The following is a 15607-nucleotide window of genomic DNA, read 5'->3' as shown; positions in this document are numbered from 1 at the left end:
TCACCCCTCTTTTGCAACAACCCTGCCTTTTGCCGGTTTGAGCTTCTGCTGGATATAACCCAGCACCCCATCGGGAAGGAAAAATATTACAAAAATCATGACAATGCCGTAAACAAGCGCCCAATAAACGGTGTAACCGCTGACGAAGGTTCTCAGGGCAATGACGATCGCGGCACCCAGCATGGGGCCAAAGAAGTTAAACCACCCCCCGATGAGACACATGATCAGCACCTCCAGGGACAGCGTCCAGAAAAGCATGTCCGGGAAGACCGTTTTATCCACAACCACAAACAGAGACCCGGCAACGCCCCCGAAAAATCCGGCAATCATCAGGGCGACAAGGATATGCCTTTTCACATTTATCCCGACCATCCCGCTGCGCACGGGGTTGTCCCGGATACCCTGCAGCACGCTCCCGAAGGGCGATTTGATGATCTTGTAGATGATAAAGAGGCTGATTAACGTTACACTTAGCGTGAAATAGTAGGCGCCCTTCTGGGAGGAGATAATATCCGGAAGGGAGATCCCGTGGATGCCGTCGTCCCCGCCGGTAAAGGCGTACCAGCGATAGACAATGGCCCAGACCAGAGAGCCGAGGGAAATCTGCAGCATCCCGAAATAAAGTTTCGAAAGTCTTACGGTAATAATTCCCATGAGGAAGCTCAGGACAGCGGCGGCAACCCCTCCGGCAATAAAACTGACGACAAAAGGCACCCCTGTCTTGGTCAGAAACAGCGCCGTTGCATAAGCGCCCAGCCCATAAAAGACGCAATGATGAAATTGGAAAACGCCGCCGTATCCCAAAACAACGTTCAGACTGGTGGCTAAAAGCCCATAAACAAATATGAGCGAGATCAAATAGATATAAAATCTGGGAAGAAAAGCGGGCAGAATAAAAAGGATAGCAACGGCGGCGATCCCCACTCCCCAAGCCCTTCCCGAAAGGCCTTTATCCATATCGCAGGTACCTATATTTATAAATCTTTTTAGACTGAAGGCGGAAGTGACCCGGCTTCAGTCCCTCTGCCTGTTCCGCTTGCGCAGTTACCACGTCGATTTTAAAAGCCCGGTGGGCTTTATCATCAGAACTATGACAACGGCAAGATACGGAAAGATGATCCCGAATTGGGGCCAGATCAGAATCCCCAGCGACTGGGAAAGTCCAAAAATCAGCGCCCCGATCAGCGCGCCCCAGATGTTTCCCAGCCCCCCCATAATGACAATCAAAAATGCCTCCATGATGAGGGTATGATCCATCCCGAGGGTAACGCTCACCGTCGGGGCGACCAGCACCCCGCCCAACCCTGCAAGGAAGCAGCCGACAACAAAGACAACGGCAAAGACCAGACTCACGTTTATCCCCACCGCGCTCACCATCTCCCGGTCCACCGCCGCTGCCCGCGATATCTTGCCGATCTTTGTCTTGTTCACAAAAAGCCAGAGCGAAACAGCCACAACAGGGCCGACAGCCAGTAAAAACAGGTTGTAAAGGGGAAGCGGAAACCCGGCAATAATCGTTACAAAACCCTGAAAAATTTGGGGCACCGGCACCGATTTGTACTCGGCCCCCCAGACAAGTTTGGTCAGATCGCCGAAAATCAGGCTCAGCGCAAAGGTAAGCAAGAGCAACATCAGGTGTTCGCGTTTATAGAGGTGCTGAAAAAGCGCCCTCTCGGCAATAAAACTCAATACGGCCACGCCGAGAGGGGCCAAAAGCAAAGCCATCCAGAACCCCTGCGAACCTCCCCCGAAAAGACGGGAGACGCTGTAGGCCATAAAGGCGCCGATCATATAAAGGGAGCCGTGGGCCACATTCGGAATCCTCAGCACCCCCAGAATCAGGGACATCCCCGAAGCGACGATGAAAAGTATCGTAGTCCTGCTTAAACCAACCAGAATCTGGCTGAGAACCTTCTCCGAAAACAACACCCAGGCAGCGTCCACCGGCATATCCCCTTAATGATTCAATCTATTTTCTCGATGCTTTTACTTCATCACAGGTCGGCATATAATCAATTGCCGGAACCACCTGGATATTGCCCGCGGTCAGAAAATCGTATTTGGGATCAAGCTTGGTCACGCCGAAATACATGGGCAGCTCCAACTGATGATCACAGGCTCTGATGGCAATCTTCCCCACGGGGCTGGCAAGCGACAAGCCTTCCACGCTGTCGATGAACTTTTCCTTATCAATTTTGCCTGCCTTTTTAAACCCTTCCGCGATGAAATTGGCCGTCAGATAGCCATACAGGGCGCCGACCTTGGGATATCTTTTGTACGCCTTCTGGAACTCCTCCACGAAAGCCTTGTTTTCCGCGGTATTCGGATAATAAAAGAGGTAATTGGCCGTTCCGAAGACGCCCTCGGGGGCGTTCTTTCCCTGGGGCGCAAGGGTTGAAGTCTCAATGGCCGTGTGCTGATAAAACGGCATATTCTTGCTGAATCCGGTTGCCTTTGCCGCCTTCTGGAAATTTACCATTCCGGAGCCGCCCGTCGCAACAATGACAAAATCCGGCTTCGCGGCGATAATCTGCGTGATGTAAGGTGTGAAATCCGCCTCGCCCACCTTCCACCAGGTCTCGCCAACCAGCTTGACCTTCGGGTTCAACTTTTGCAGGTGCTTCCAGACGCCGTTGGCGATGGAATGACCGTACTCGTAGTCGTCGCCGGCAATCCAGTATTTCAGGTAGGGCTTTTTGGCAAGGGCCTCCGCCGCCGCCCGGCCCGCCATTTCACTATGTTCGCTCATCATGAAGACGTAACGATGGCCCTTCTGCATATTGATTTTATCGCTTTTGGAAAATGTGACGAAAAAGGGAACCTTCTCAGCTTTGGCAAAATCGGAAATGGCAAGGGCGGTCGCGCTGTTGATCGTCCCCATCAGCACATCCACCTCTTCCTTCATTACCAGCTCTTTTGCCATGTTCAACCCGATATCAGGCTTGAACTTGTCATCCCTGGTCAGGTACTCGATCTTTTTCCCCAGGACCCCGCCTTTGGCGTTGATCTTGTCCGCGGCCAGTTTAAACCCGTCGAGGACATCCAGCGTAAAAGCTGTTGCCGGGCCTGTATAGGTGTCAACAATGCCCACCTTCAACGTCTGGGCCGCGTGCGATGTAACGGGCAGAAAAAGCCCTCCCACTAAAAACAATCCAAGAACAAGCAGTAAACTCTTTTTCATGTCTATCCCCCCCATTTAATTTCTCTGAATTCCTTGTAAAAAAACGCGACTGTCAGACCCGCCGCGACTTTGAGTAATATCTTTCCACCCGGGAAAAGTCAAGGGAATTTGAAAATTCTCCGCCCGCACTATTGTTGCAATCCTCGTTGCCCAGCGGCGCCTCTCTGTAAATATCACATAATGCGGGAGCGCCTTTTCTTGTTTACGCCGGGGAGCAAAGCCCCCTGTCCAGAATATGGCCCGGCTTAACCCTGCCGCACCGATCAAAAGAAACCCCTTCCAATTCCAGAAGCGCCCTCTTCAGCTTTACACCGCCGCCGAAACCACCCAGGGTTCTGTCCATTCTTATCACCCGATGGCAGGGGAAAATGAGCGGCAAGGGGTTGCCGGCAAGGGCGTTGCCAACGGCCCGCGCCCCGCCAGGAACGCCAATGCTCGCGGCCAGTCCCCCGTAGGTCATGACGCGGCCACGGGGAATCTCCGCCGCCCTTGTCAGGACGCGTCTCGCAAAACCCTGCACGATCTCGGAATCAATATCGGCAAGGTCAAAAAATACCCCCTTGCCCTGAAAAAAGTAGCTAATATTTCTGCATATTTGACCGCATGCATCCGGCACGAATACCGCACCAGGAAACTCGGCCTCGGCAATTTCCGCCGCTTTCAGACCCTGCTGCGGCAACATAATCCGACAGGCCGCAACACGCTCCCCGGCCTGTTTCCCGATAACGACCGCTTCGCCGTATCCCGTGTGAACAAGATTATAGAAAAACGCACTCATTTCCATCTCTGCAATTCCTCCCTACAGGCGCCCCCAAATTGCCCTCCATATTCGCAGAAAACCCTTTTGGATTCCCTGATCCCTGCCGGAGATTTTGCACCCCGGCCAAATTCATCGGTTAATAATTGATGGTCTCGTAAAAAGTCGAAAAATGGCCAATTTTGAAAACTTGAGCTTAATAATTACAGCGTGTTACAAAGTTAATTTTGATAAATTTTGACTTTTGACGAGTTCATCAATAATAGATTGATTTTATCATGTTATTCTTCCAATTCGCAGATTGTCAAACCATTTAGCATAGCCTGCCGGTTTCAGAAGATCGAAGGTGTAAAATTGCTTGATGTCGTTTTTGTGTTCCGCAGAAAAGTTGCCCGGCAGCGGCTCCAGCAATTTCTCGTTGAGCGACGCAAAATGCCTTTTCGCCCATTCGGCTTTGGCCGGCGTGGCTTCGTCATCATCCTCATCGGATTTTATTTCCACAACGCGAATCAGCGTTTCATACCCCTTGTCCTGCAAATCTCTCAGCGCCTCCAGATGGCCGGTTTCGCCTTTTCTTTTCAGAAGCGCAATATAAGCATCCAGAGCGAGCTTAATAAAAAAGTCCGGGTTGAACCCGTGGCGGACGCGGTCTTTGCCGCCTCGCCAGTATTCATAATCAATCGTGTAAAAGCCCTTGTCGGGCGCTTTGATCCAGGCGTCCAGATATTGTTCATGCTCCAGCAGGCGGAAAACAAAGTCCTTTTCGGGGTAATGGGAAACCAGCACAGCGCTTTGAGGCGATTTCAAAACGGACGGATTTGCGATATAAGGCGGCCGGTCGTCATTCGCCAGAATCGGGCGGACATATTCGCCGTGTTTGGCAAGCAGTCCCGTGGAATCAATAAAACTGAATTCCTGCTGGCCGTCCGGTTGAACTTTGGGTTGTCGTGTGGCCATCAAATACTTGATTAGCAATTTTGACCGATCATCCAGCTCTTCATCGGAGGATTCACTGATGAACGCCGTGGCGTCCCGTTCCAGTTCGCCGATGCGGAGAGAGTTTTTTTCCAGGTTGATGGTGCTGGCCGTTGTCAGATCGCCCGTCACGTTTTCAAAGACGCGCCTTTTCGTACCGCGCGGCAGGAACTGATTAAAGTAAAGCTCAATCTGCTTTTTGTTGTCGTCCGTGAGACCGTTGTGCGCAATGCCCGCTTTCTCCATCGCCGCAAGTATGACGTCGCGGATTTCATCTTCTTCGGGACAGCGGTCGTGCGCGCCGCTGCCAAAATCAAAATGGATGCCCTCAAATTCACGCAGTTTAAAACGCCGGTGACGCTCGTCAACCACGCTATCGATCGTAAAGGTTTTCTTCCGCAACACATATTTATCCGTGCCTTTGATACGTTCAATGGTCACGTTTTCGTCAACGCTGTACTTCGTGAGCATCAGCTCGCGCATGGGCAGCGTTGGATTTTCTTCCGGCGGGATGTTTTCGAGCCTGGCGCCGGCCAGATAATTCAGATTAAAAACCGTAAAGTGGTGACGGCCGCGCCAGTTTTCATCCGGCAGCTTTTTAAGCGGCTCCGAGGTGATATACATCTCGGAGTTAGTGACGGCATCCAGCAATTCGCGTATGTGGTTGGCAAACTTTTCATGATTGGTCACCGTCAGCACCGGATAGGTCATCTGAATATCAATAAAGCTGACTTTACGGGGAATGCGCAGGCCGCGCCCCAAGACTTGCGAGATGAGCAATTTGGAATTAAAAATGCGCTCCTCCATCGGCACAATCTGAAAGACGTTGTCCACGTCCCAGCCTTCCAGCAACATGCCGACGCTAAAGATGAATTCAACTTTACCGCCGACGTTGGATGGATCGATTTCTTCGATGTTGTCGAGTTCATTTTTATAGGATTTTTTTAATTCAGCGCCGGTAACGCAAATGACTCTGGCCCGCGCCAGTTGATCCAGTTGGGCCTCCGTGCCTTTTGCGCCATTTTCCTCTTTTTCCCATTTGGCCAGAAAGCGGATGAACTCTTCCGAGCGGGTTTTGGCGTTGGCCTGCTTGGGGCAATAGAAAACCGTGACGGGTTTGACCTGCCTTTGGTCTTTTCTTTTGTAGGCGTACTTTTCGGCATTTTCGATATGCTTTTTTAAGACCACGGCAAAGCGCTTGTCCGTTGTCCATTCCATCGGCCCGTGATCCGTCTCCACGTCTATGATGGGATCAATGTCCTTGATGTATTTCTGATTGATGGCAATGCGGATGTTGTAGTCGTAAATCACGTCGGCAAAGTAGTCATCTTTGTTGTAGGGCGTACCCGTAAAGCCGATATGGCTGGTGATCTCCTTGTTCTTTTTGAGAAACTGCATCCAGAGGCGCTCGGTCCTCTCCTCCGATTCGCGGCCGCCTCCCGCCTCCACTTCCTGATCCAGCTCCAGTTCATGCCGTGTCATGTTGAAATTCAAATGCGAATAGGCGTGATGGATTTCATCGCCCAGCACCAGCACTTCTTTGGTGTTCTGGAAAAGCGTGTCGCGGATGCCGCCCAAGGTGTAAATAGCATTGATGTTTTCAATCGTAATGCTGCCGTCTTCGATGGCGTCGTTGTTGGTCAGAAGGGCTACTGCCTTGCCCCGGTATTCCGCGGGCAGAAGGTCATTCCACTCTTTACGGTGCATAAAATCGGCAAATTTGTCCCGCAGGCCTTCCTCGATAATCGTGGATGACGGCCCCAGCACCAACACCCGTTTGGCAAGCCCCATCACAACGGACAAGTACGCAACGGCAAAGATGACATAGGACTTGCCGGTGCCCGTGGCCATGTGGACCACGCCCGACAAGCGGTCGGCGAGCGGCAGATGCCCCAGCATCATCTCCAGCGAGCCGAACCGCTCCCGGATATGCTCCTTTTGCGCAAAGTTTTCTTTGGCCAGCGCGGCAGCGTTTTTATAGCCGCCGCCCCACAGATAAATCATCGTATGTTTGATGGCTTCGTATTGATACGTTCTCCCGCCGGTGATCGCCTGCACGTAGTCTTCGATTTCGGAGAAGCGAAACTTGTCGTAACTGCATTTGCGCAGATTGATATCCAGCGTATGTTCCGAGAGATTGAGTTTTTCTACCGTTTGAATCCGGCGCGTTCGTCGAAAAGGCATAAATTACTCCAAATTGTAGGGTTTGGATTCGTTGCCGTGGCGGTCAATAGCGATCAGGCCCACGCTTTTGGTGAGCCCGTCAAAGATGATCTTGCCGTCTTCGGCAACGTCGCCGGCGAAAATGGTTTTGTCCATATCGAAGGGTTTGCCTTGTTCATAATCCAGATCCACCAGGATCATCGACAGACCCGTAAAGCCCGGAAACTTTTTGCCTTCTTTATCCAGAATTTTGGTTTCAAACTTGCACAGTTTAAAGCCTTGGGCGCAGCGTTTGGCTTTGATCTTGACGTCATCGTTAAAGTAAAAGGCGGTGGACGTGATGAGGTTGTTGACGTTGGCCTGCGAGTTGGGCTGCTCGCAGAGCACGAAATTGCGGGAGATGTCTTCCAGCACCTTGTAGGGAAAGGGCTTGATGAGAAACTGAACATCCCGGCCTTCCTGATTTTTAAGCTTGGTATCGCCGACATTGGCGCAGCTCTCCGGCGCGATGATGATATATTCGCCTTTCAGGCGCCCGCCTGCCTGCGCGACAATTCCGCGCAGATACGCCTCGTCAATTTTCACCTGCTTTAAAAATTCATCATCCCAGACCGGATAGACTTCTACCGGGTGGTTGTCCCAAACCGCATAAATATTGGCCAGTTTGTATTTTTTTGCTTTTTCCTCATCGCGCGTGAGATTAAACAGGGCCAGGACGAAATCAATGTATTTGTCCTTATGCTTTCGCAAGTCCATGACATGCGAAAAATCATAAGCACCGGCGGAGACGACGCAAAACGGTTTGGGTTTAAGTCCGTGTTTTTCAATTTTTTCCTTCATTTCCTTGTGATAAATTGAACCGCAATCTTTACATTTTATATATTCATCGGTCTCCGCAATCACACTATTGCATTTATTGCAGCGTTCTATATCAACGGTGTCTTCTTGAGTCTGAATGTTGATTTTTCTTGAATCAGCAATGTTTAGTAAGCGTTTTTGGATCGTATAAATAGAGTGTTTACCAAAATCACAGGTAATCCAGCGACGGCCCAGCTTTTCCGCAACGGCAGCAGTTGTACCGGAACCGCCAAAGATGTCCATAACAAGATCATCAGGATTTGAGGATCCTAATATAATCCGTTCAAGCAAGGCTTCAGGTTTTTGAGTCATGTAATTTTGGTATTCGATTGCCATAGAATTTATTACAGTAATATCTTCCCAAAAGTCACTTATATAAACACCTTTAGCCTCCGAACTATAATACTTAAGTTCTGGAATACCTTTTGTATTCCAATATATTATACCTTCTGCATCAAGTCTTTCCAATTCATCATGACTTTTAAGCCAATGCATCCCACTTTTACCTCTGCTAGACACGTCAATGCCACGCCACGGTTGCCCCGAGAGTCCTTCGTTCGTTTTTCCACTCGCCATCAATGGAACTGTTCGAAAAACACCTTTTTCATCTACTTTGTTATAATGTGCTTTTGACGATTCCGAGTATTTACCAAATTGTGGCTTAAATAAATTATTTTCAGATTTTGAATAAAAGAGAATAAAGTCTTGACTATTGCGATATTGCTTATTGACATTAGATGCAATTGCAGATCTTTTCCAAGATATCTGATTCTTAAAGCTTCCAAATATCTCATCTAAAATAATTCTTATGTGAGATACCATCCTATAGTCTAGATGCACATAAATACCCCCGTCATCAGCCAATAACTCGCGTTGATATATCAACCGCTCACGTAGTGCTTCTATAAACTCCGCAGTATCAACCTTATCCGCATAACTTCTTTCACCGTCTTTGCCTCCGAACTCACTCTTCGTCGCGAACGGCGGATCAATATAGATCAGCTTCACTTTCCCTTTGACTTTGTCTTTAATCAGCGGGTCAACATTGCGGTAACAGGTTTTCAAAAATTGCAGGTTGTCGCCCTGAACGATCAGGTTTTTCCATTCGCCGTTTTTTGTATCGCCCAAGCAACGCACGGTTTGCAGAGGCGCGGCGCCGATGCCCGCGTGGGCTTCCGCCAAGATGGCCGCTTTCGAGCGCTTGCCTGCATATTCCAGCGTGGGAATCTTGGCGCGGTCGAGGGCCTGCACGTCAAACTTTTCGGCAAGCCCTGGAAAAAGCTTGGGCAGCAAGTCCGCCCTGGGCTCCACACCTTTATTAATCGCCTCCAATATAGCGGCCTTTTCTTCCTCTGTCAGTTCAACCTTAGACATTGATCCTCCATTTGTTCCGGTCACTTATTATCGTCTTGCCTTACCACCAGAATCCTCCGCCCCTTGGCGGTAAGACGATACTTCTGCAGGCGGCTGATGGGTTTGTCAGGAATGGTGTATTCAATTAGATTTTCATCCATCAGTTCCTTTATCTCCCTTTTCAAATATCCTGTTTTAGATTTAAGCCCAAGTTCCAACAACAGTTCACTCGCCGATGCCTCCGAGCGTGACAGGATAAAAAGTATTCTTTCTGACTGGGCCTTCGACTGGGCCTTCGACTGGGCCTTCGACTGGGCCTCTTGGGCTTTTGCCGCTTTGTGGAAACGCACGGAAAAACCCCCGAACTCTTCGCGGAACTCCGGCTCGGGCAGCCCGGCCTTTTTACATTCATCCACAATCTTGACGGTGCCCCGTCCCCAGGCTTCAATCATGCCCGCCTTGAAAAAGACGTCAGCCAGAAGCTCATTGCGCGGTCTGGACAAGTGCCATGTCTTTAAATCCGTAACTACGATGCCGGGTGGCAAGCCGCCTTCATTCCAGAGATTGAGACTTTCGGGATCTATCCGAAGTTGAGTGTGCGCGCCCATATAGTTGCGGTGAATCACGGCGTTGATGATCGCTTCGCGCAGGGCTTCTTCCGGATATTCCATATTGTCTTTGCGGTAAATGCCTTCATACGTAATATTGGAAAGCAGATATTTTATCCTTAAAATTTCTATGGACTTATCCACCTGATCGAAAAGATTGCCTTCAATATCGTCCGTGCTGATCAGATCGGTGGCGCTGACAAATTTGCCGATTTTGATATAGGCGGTGATGTGAAATTTCTTCGGGTTTTTCCCGAAAAGCAAAAGAGCTGCACGCCTAAGTTTTCCTTTTTCCTGAAGGTTTAATTTCTGGAGGATTGCCTGGGCGCTTTTTTCGTCCGTAATCTGCGGGATTTTTTTGGCAGCCAGTTTCCGGAATTTGTTAATAGCGGCGGGGTCAATGTCTTTGAGCGTTGCGCCCTCTTCGATAAATCCATCCCAGGAGCGCCCGGATTTTTGCATCAGCAGTTCCACCAGTTCGTGCCCCTTGATTTCAATGGAGGAGCTGCCGCTGCGCGTGTAAAAGCGGCCGTGGTAGGAAATCGGGGCGGAAGACGGGGCCACCGTTACTTCGATAATATTCTTGCCGTCTTTCTTTTTCAGTTTGACGTCGGGCGTAATACCTAAAATGTCTTTTGTTTGATTGGGGATGTCGTCCAGGGATTTGGCGGCATCTTTTATGTCAACCGGTTTTCCCTCATCGTCAATGCCAATGTAGAGCTTTCCGCCTTCGGTGTTGGCAAAGGCGCAAATGGTTTTCAAACAGTTTCCATTCCAGGCCTGCTTGAATTCCTTATTTTGATTTTCAACCTTGCGCATAGTGTGCCTTTTTTTGAATTTCTCCGTCTTGGGCTACCCTCTTCAAACGGTTACATTTTGTAACCGGTTCATTACCCTATACCGGCTGTCGAGACCATCATTACTTGTCAGGAATGCTAATATTCATTCCACATCCGCAAATAGTATTCCCTCGCGTCCGGGTCTTTGAGCTTAGGCATGACAGCAATATTCTGTCCCCAGGGAATTTCTCTAACAAGCTGTAAGAGATTTGGAAAATCTTTATATTCCGTATACAGTTGACGCATGAACCATAGGTTTTGCGCCGAAAATCCGGTCGATCCGGCAAATTCCTTTTGCAAATCCTTCGCCAGACGCTCGACGACCGCTTTGCCCCACCCTGTGCGCTCCTGCCGCTGGGTAATTTCTCTGCCGATGTCCCAATATAGATCAATCAATTCCTTGTGCACGGCGCGGTACGCCATCATCCGGCTGTTCTGGATACGCTGCCGGATGGCCTGCAAAAATTTACCATACTGAATCGGGGATAAAGTGCCTTTGTTTTTAGCCGTCATGAATAGCGTGGCTCCTTGCCAATAATCGTATGCTTACTAATGACTGGTAAAACTCTCCTTCAATAACTGATCCAACACATCCACTTCCGTCTGCCCCGGCATTTGCGGCCGCAGGTTGAATTTATTGATTCGAAGGAACCGGTAACCGTAGCTTTCCAGCTCCATTTGTCTTTGCGTGTCGTAATCCAGATAGCTTTGGGAAAAGTTGAGGTTGTTGACGTCGCGCGGATTTTGGAAATGATATTCCAGACCGTCATATTCCAGAATCAGCGTTTCTTCCTTGCCGCCTTTGGCATAGGTCAAAAGAAAGTCGGCGCGGTATTTGGGTATGCTGGCGTTATACTCGGCTGCAATATATTTGCCGATGTCAAACTGCGGGATGATCTTGATATGCTCGCGGCGCTCCTGCACAAAGGGGGTTTCCAGAAGCAGGGCATATAATTTCTTCTCCATGGGCGATTCAAAGACCGCCTCGTTTTCAATAAAGAAATCATTCTTTTTATTTTGTTCCAATGTGCTTGCATAGTGCTTGAGCGCATCGCCCAGGCGCGTATTGCTGAAATTTTCTAGCGGCTGGCTCATCACAAAGATCATGGTGTCTTTGGCGCGGCTGAAACCGACGTTGAGCCTTTGCATTTTCAGGCTGCGGATGCTGTCAGCCGTGCCTTGCAGCACGGGGTAAATCGTCGCTAAGTTGGCGTTATTAATATTTTTACCTTCGACAAACGAATAATAAACGATGTCGCGCTCCTCGCCCTGCACATCGCCCACAAACCAGATCGCCAGTTTATGGTCGCGCCTCAGCGCCGCCATGTTGAAGCGTTCATTGAGAGACTGCTCCATGCGCGCCTGCTGTTCTCTAAAAGACGTGATCACGCCGATGGTGCCTTTGAATCCTTCTTTCAGGCGCTTTTGAATATCGTTGGCAATAGTTTCTATCTCATCCAGATTGGTATTGGGGCCGGCCTTGCCCTGCGTTTCGACATGGATAAACTGCAAGACTTCCCCAATGGGCTTGGTGCGGATGCGGTTGACAATCAGTTCCATCTGCGCTTCTTTGTAAAAATGATCGTTGGAATAGCTGATGATTTCCGGGAAGCTGCGAAAATGTTCCTTGAGCGACGTTGTATAGTTGGCAATGGCCTTGGCAAAGGTCAAGGTTGAGGTGCGGATGTCGAATGTTTTCAGCCAGAGAATCTTTCCCGGCTCCGGCTTGAGGGGAATGTCGATCATCTGGTCGTCGGCAGAGATTTTGCGTGATACCTCATCAACCAGTTCCTTCTCGGCGGCCGCCGTCACGGTCGTGTTGTAATCATCGGCAAAAGCGCTGATGATTTTACTGAAATAGCTTGCCGAATAACGGGCGTTGACGTTGGTGGCGCTCACGGCGCCGTACTGGTATTCATCGCCGAAAATCACAACCTGTTTGGCGCGCAGGATCAGTGAAATGGAATCGGCAATGGAAACCTGCGAGGCTTCATCAATGATGAGCACATCAATCAGTCCTTCTTCCATCGGAAAGTGCCGGGAGATCGTGCCTGGTTCCGCAATGATGCAGGAGATTCCGCCCAGCAGCACTTTGGCTTCTGCCGCCGTAAAGCGTTTTCCGCCTTCATAGGACACCTTGATTCGGGCCATTTCGCCCAGATGGTTGTTGAGGTTTTTCAGGCGCTGATCATTGAGATTTTCAATTTCTTTTTGTTTGAGCCGGCAGTAGCTGTCGAAATCCGTCAGATGGAGCGCGGACAAACGGGCTTGCCCGGAAAGAAAATAATGCAGTTGCATCCATTGCCAGGCGTGTTTCGTCTTTTCATCCAGCCCTTTAAGTTTGGCCAGTCCTTTCAGGCTTTTTTCCGTTATGCCGAAATGAGTCAGCAGGGGGCCATAATTCTTGAATGAAGACTGCAACGCCTGATACAGGGCAAGGGTTAACAAGTCTTTAAATTCATCCAATTTCCGGAATGCTTCATAAATATCGCCGATGCTTTTGTCCGGATTGCCGGGCAGCGCCCGATAAGATTCCAGCAAATCCTTATATTTTTTGATGGAGATAACGAATCTAATTTTTTCCACACCTTCCACAAGATCGCGGATGGTGATGCTTTCTTTTTCTCTTTTCAGGATTCGGGCAATCTCCGCAACGACATTGGCAAACTGCAAACTGGAAAGCTCGGCGAGCATCGCTTTGAGCGTTTCATCTTTGGGCGCTTTGCCCAATAGCTTCTTAAAAAATCCGGCGGTTGCGTGTTTTGTGGTGATTTCTGAAAGCTGAATATCATCCTTAAAGTGCGCCTGGAGATCGGCCAGCAGTTCTGAAAAGCTCGGGGGAATTTCCGCAAGCGCCGTTTCCATCCGTAAATCGGCTTCGGGAACCCGGTGCAGTCTTTCACATGCCTCCAGAAACGCCGGGATATTTTCTTTCTGCTCCAGAAGATAGGCGTATTCCTCAAGACTCGCGAAGCTTAGTTTGGGCAATATGCCGGAATCCAGAAATTCCTGAATGACGGTAAAATCGGTTTTCTGCCCCGGTGGCTTGATTGCAGAGAGAATGGATGCCAGTTGGACATCTGTTGCCAGTTTCTGATCGACATCATCAAACTGGATGATCTTTTGAATTGTTTCCTCATAGCATCCGGACTGTGCTAATTTGTCTTCAATCTTGCGGATGAGTCGTTCACTCTGTCTCTTTGCATCTGTTTGGTTTGCTTCCTTATTGTAATCAAGCGCTCGCGTGCTTGCCGCGCCCAGCACCGAAGTTGCCAGGGTATTGGGAAGATTGTTTGCCGAACCTGTTTCCTTATCCATCCGGACAATGGACGGTTTGGCCTGCGGGTGCAGAGATTTGTATTTATCCGTCAGCATGCGGTCAATGACATCGAGCGCCTCTTGTTTATGCGACGTAATTACCACCGATTTATTATTCTCATTGGCCCAATAGGTGAGCGCGGCAATGGTGTGCGATTTTCCCGTACCCGGCGGGCCATCAACTACGATCACGTGGTTCTTTTCATTCGCCAGCGCAAGCAATATGCGTTTCTGCGAATTGTTCAGCGGGAGCGGACTATTGGAAATATAACGCGCCGGGTTTTTAATGGAATACTTTTCCAGAAATTTTCGATCGACTTCTTCCTGATGGTTGGGAACGGACCCTCTGACATACTGATCGATGAAATCGGAAAACTTGCCTTCCGGATTCATTTCCGTTTTGGTCATGAGCTCGGAGTAGTCCAGCAGTTTCTTATCTTCATTCATAATCGTTTGAAAGCCGATTCGATTCTTGATGGCGGGGAATTTATTGTCCACATGCGTGATGCGGTTAAAAGACGGCTCCGTAATAAACGGCGTTTGGAATCCGTATTGAGTTTGGATAAAGGTTTCCATCGCACCCAGATATGCGTTCATTGCGGTAATGGAAGAGGCCCTCGGAATGGTCAGCACGCTGTCATATTTAAAGTAATTTATGGCCGGCGTGTTTAAAAGCATCAAGTTACGGGGAAAGGATAAGGTGACTTCCGAACTGGACGTCCGATATTCAACTTCAATAAAATACAAAGGATACGCCTCGCCATTGTCCACGAGCATGTGAAAGAACAGGTACAGCGTGCCCAGTTTGGTAAAATCGGCATACTTCTGAAGATTGTAGTAGAGGTCGTAGATGACAATATCGTCAATGGATTTCCTGAAATATTCCAAAAGCGACTGAATGTAACTATTGCTGTCTGTGAAATTATTGCCGATGGCTTTGATCTGTTCAAATTTCTGATTCACATAATTGGTCCCGCCGAATATGGACGACGGTACATGTTCAATATTGAGTTCATCTTTCTTTTGCTCAACAACTTTTTCATGCAACTTGTTTAAGGTCTTTTCAAACTCACGCCGCAGGGCAAGATTATAGGTCCTCAGTCCTTCTTTCAACGCGAGTGATTTTTGCCGTGTCAGTAATTCATGCCCAGCCGGATCATCTTCTTCCGGCACGATTTCGCACCTCTGATCTGCAATGAAAGCCTTGTTTTGGGCAATCAGGGCGTATTCGTCGGTCAAACATTTGTCCAAATAGGATTTATTGACTTTGTTTTGCAGCAGAGCTTCGACGTCAAGCTGGAGTACTTCCTTGCTGATCACAATGGTATATTCATTTTGCTTTATGGTAACAGGCGAGAGGTCGCCGGTTTTGATTTTTTGAAGTAGCCGTGTCTGAAATGTCGGGAAAAGCGAGAGATCGAGCGTCAGTTCATTGTTCGTCCATTTATAATTGATGAGCCGCCGGAAATTAAACCGGGTTTCGGTGAAGGTGGCAAAGTAGTTGAGAATTTCCTTCGGCAGCTTTTTCATAGCTATAGATATCTCCTCAACAAAA

9 protein-coding genes are annotated in these 15607 nt (G+C 49.1%); all 9 read right to left on the bottom strand.

All coding sequences use genetic code 11. The features are described 5' to 3' along the window. The 9 genes from K0B01_02470 to K0B01_02430 all read right to left on the bottom strand — a co-directional run bounded on the left by K0B01_02470 (nt 1) and on the right by K0B01_02430 (nt 15582). Nucleotides 1-957: a branched-chain amino acid ABC transporter permease gene (locus K0B01_02470; protein MBW6485004.1), complete on the bottom strand. Its 957-nt coding sequence runs from the start codon at nt 955-957 to the stop codon at nt 1-3. An 87-nt stretch (nt 958-1044) separates the two neighbouring features. Continuing rightward, nucleotides 1045-1950 carry a branched-chain amino acid ABC transporter permease gene (locus K0B01_02465; GenBank protein MBW6485003.1) on the bottom strand — a complete coding sequence of 302 codons (906 nt, stop codon included), beginning with the start codon at nt 1948-1950 and terminating at the stop codon, nt 1045-1047. Nucleotides 1951-1969: 19 nt separating this feature from the next. Next, nucleotides 1970-3181, bottom strand: a complete 1212-nt coding sequence (locus K0B01_02460) for an ABC transporter substrate-binding protein (protein ID MBW6485002.1) — start codon at nt 3179-3181, stop codon at nt 1970-1972. Between the two features lie 202 nt (nt 3182-3383). After that, nucleotides 3384-3965: an MGMT family protein gene (locus tag K0B01_02455; protein MBW6485001.1), complete on the bottom strand. Its 582-nt coding sequence runs from the start codon at nt 3963-3965 to the stop codon at nt 3384-3386. A gap of 249 nt (nt 3966-4214) precedes the next feature. Then, complete coding sequence (locus tag K0B01_02450) at nt 4215-7097, bottom strand: DEAD/DEAH box helicase family protein (GenBank protein MBW6485000.1); 2883 nt, start codon at nt 7095-7097, stop codon at nt 4215-4217. Between the two features lie 3 nt (nt 7098-7100). Next, complete coding sequence (locus tag K0B01_02445; protein MBW6484999.1) at nt 7101-9308, bottom strand: hypothetical protein; 2208 nt, start codon at nt 9306-9308, stop codon at nt 7101-7103. 20 nt (nt 9309-9328) lie between these two features. Further along, the gene (locus K0B01_02440; protein MBW6484998.1) at nt 9329-10714 is read right to left on the bottom strand and encodes a putative DNA binding domain-containing protein; all 1386 of its coding nucleotides are present in this window, start codon (nt 10712-10714) and stop codon (nt 9329-9331) included. Between the two features lie 116 nt (nt 10715-10830). After that, on the bottom strand, nt 10831-11247 hold the full coding sequence (locus K0B01_02435) for a hypothetical protein (protein MBW6484997.1): 417 nt from the start codon (nt 11245-11247) through the stop codon (nt 10831-10833). Between the two features lie 36 nt (nt 11248-11283). Continuing rightward, nucleotides 11284-15582, bottom strand: coding sequence for an AAA family ATPase (locus tag K0B01_02430; protein ID MBW6484996.1), 4299 nt, complete (start codon nt 15580-15582; stop codon nt 11284-11286). Nucleotides 15583-15607 lie beyond the last annotated feature (25 nt).

This window comes from Syntrophobacterales bacterium (assembly GCA_019429105.1).
In the GTDB taxonomy this organism is placed as follows: Bacteria; Desulfobacterota; Syntrophia; order Syntrophales; family UBA5619; genus DYTH01.
Note: the sequence above shows the minus strand (reverse complement) of the source record. Positions and strands in the feature narration are given on the sequence as shown.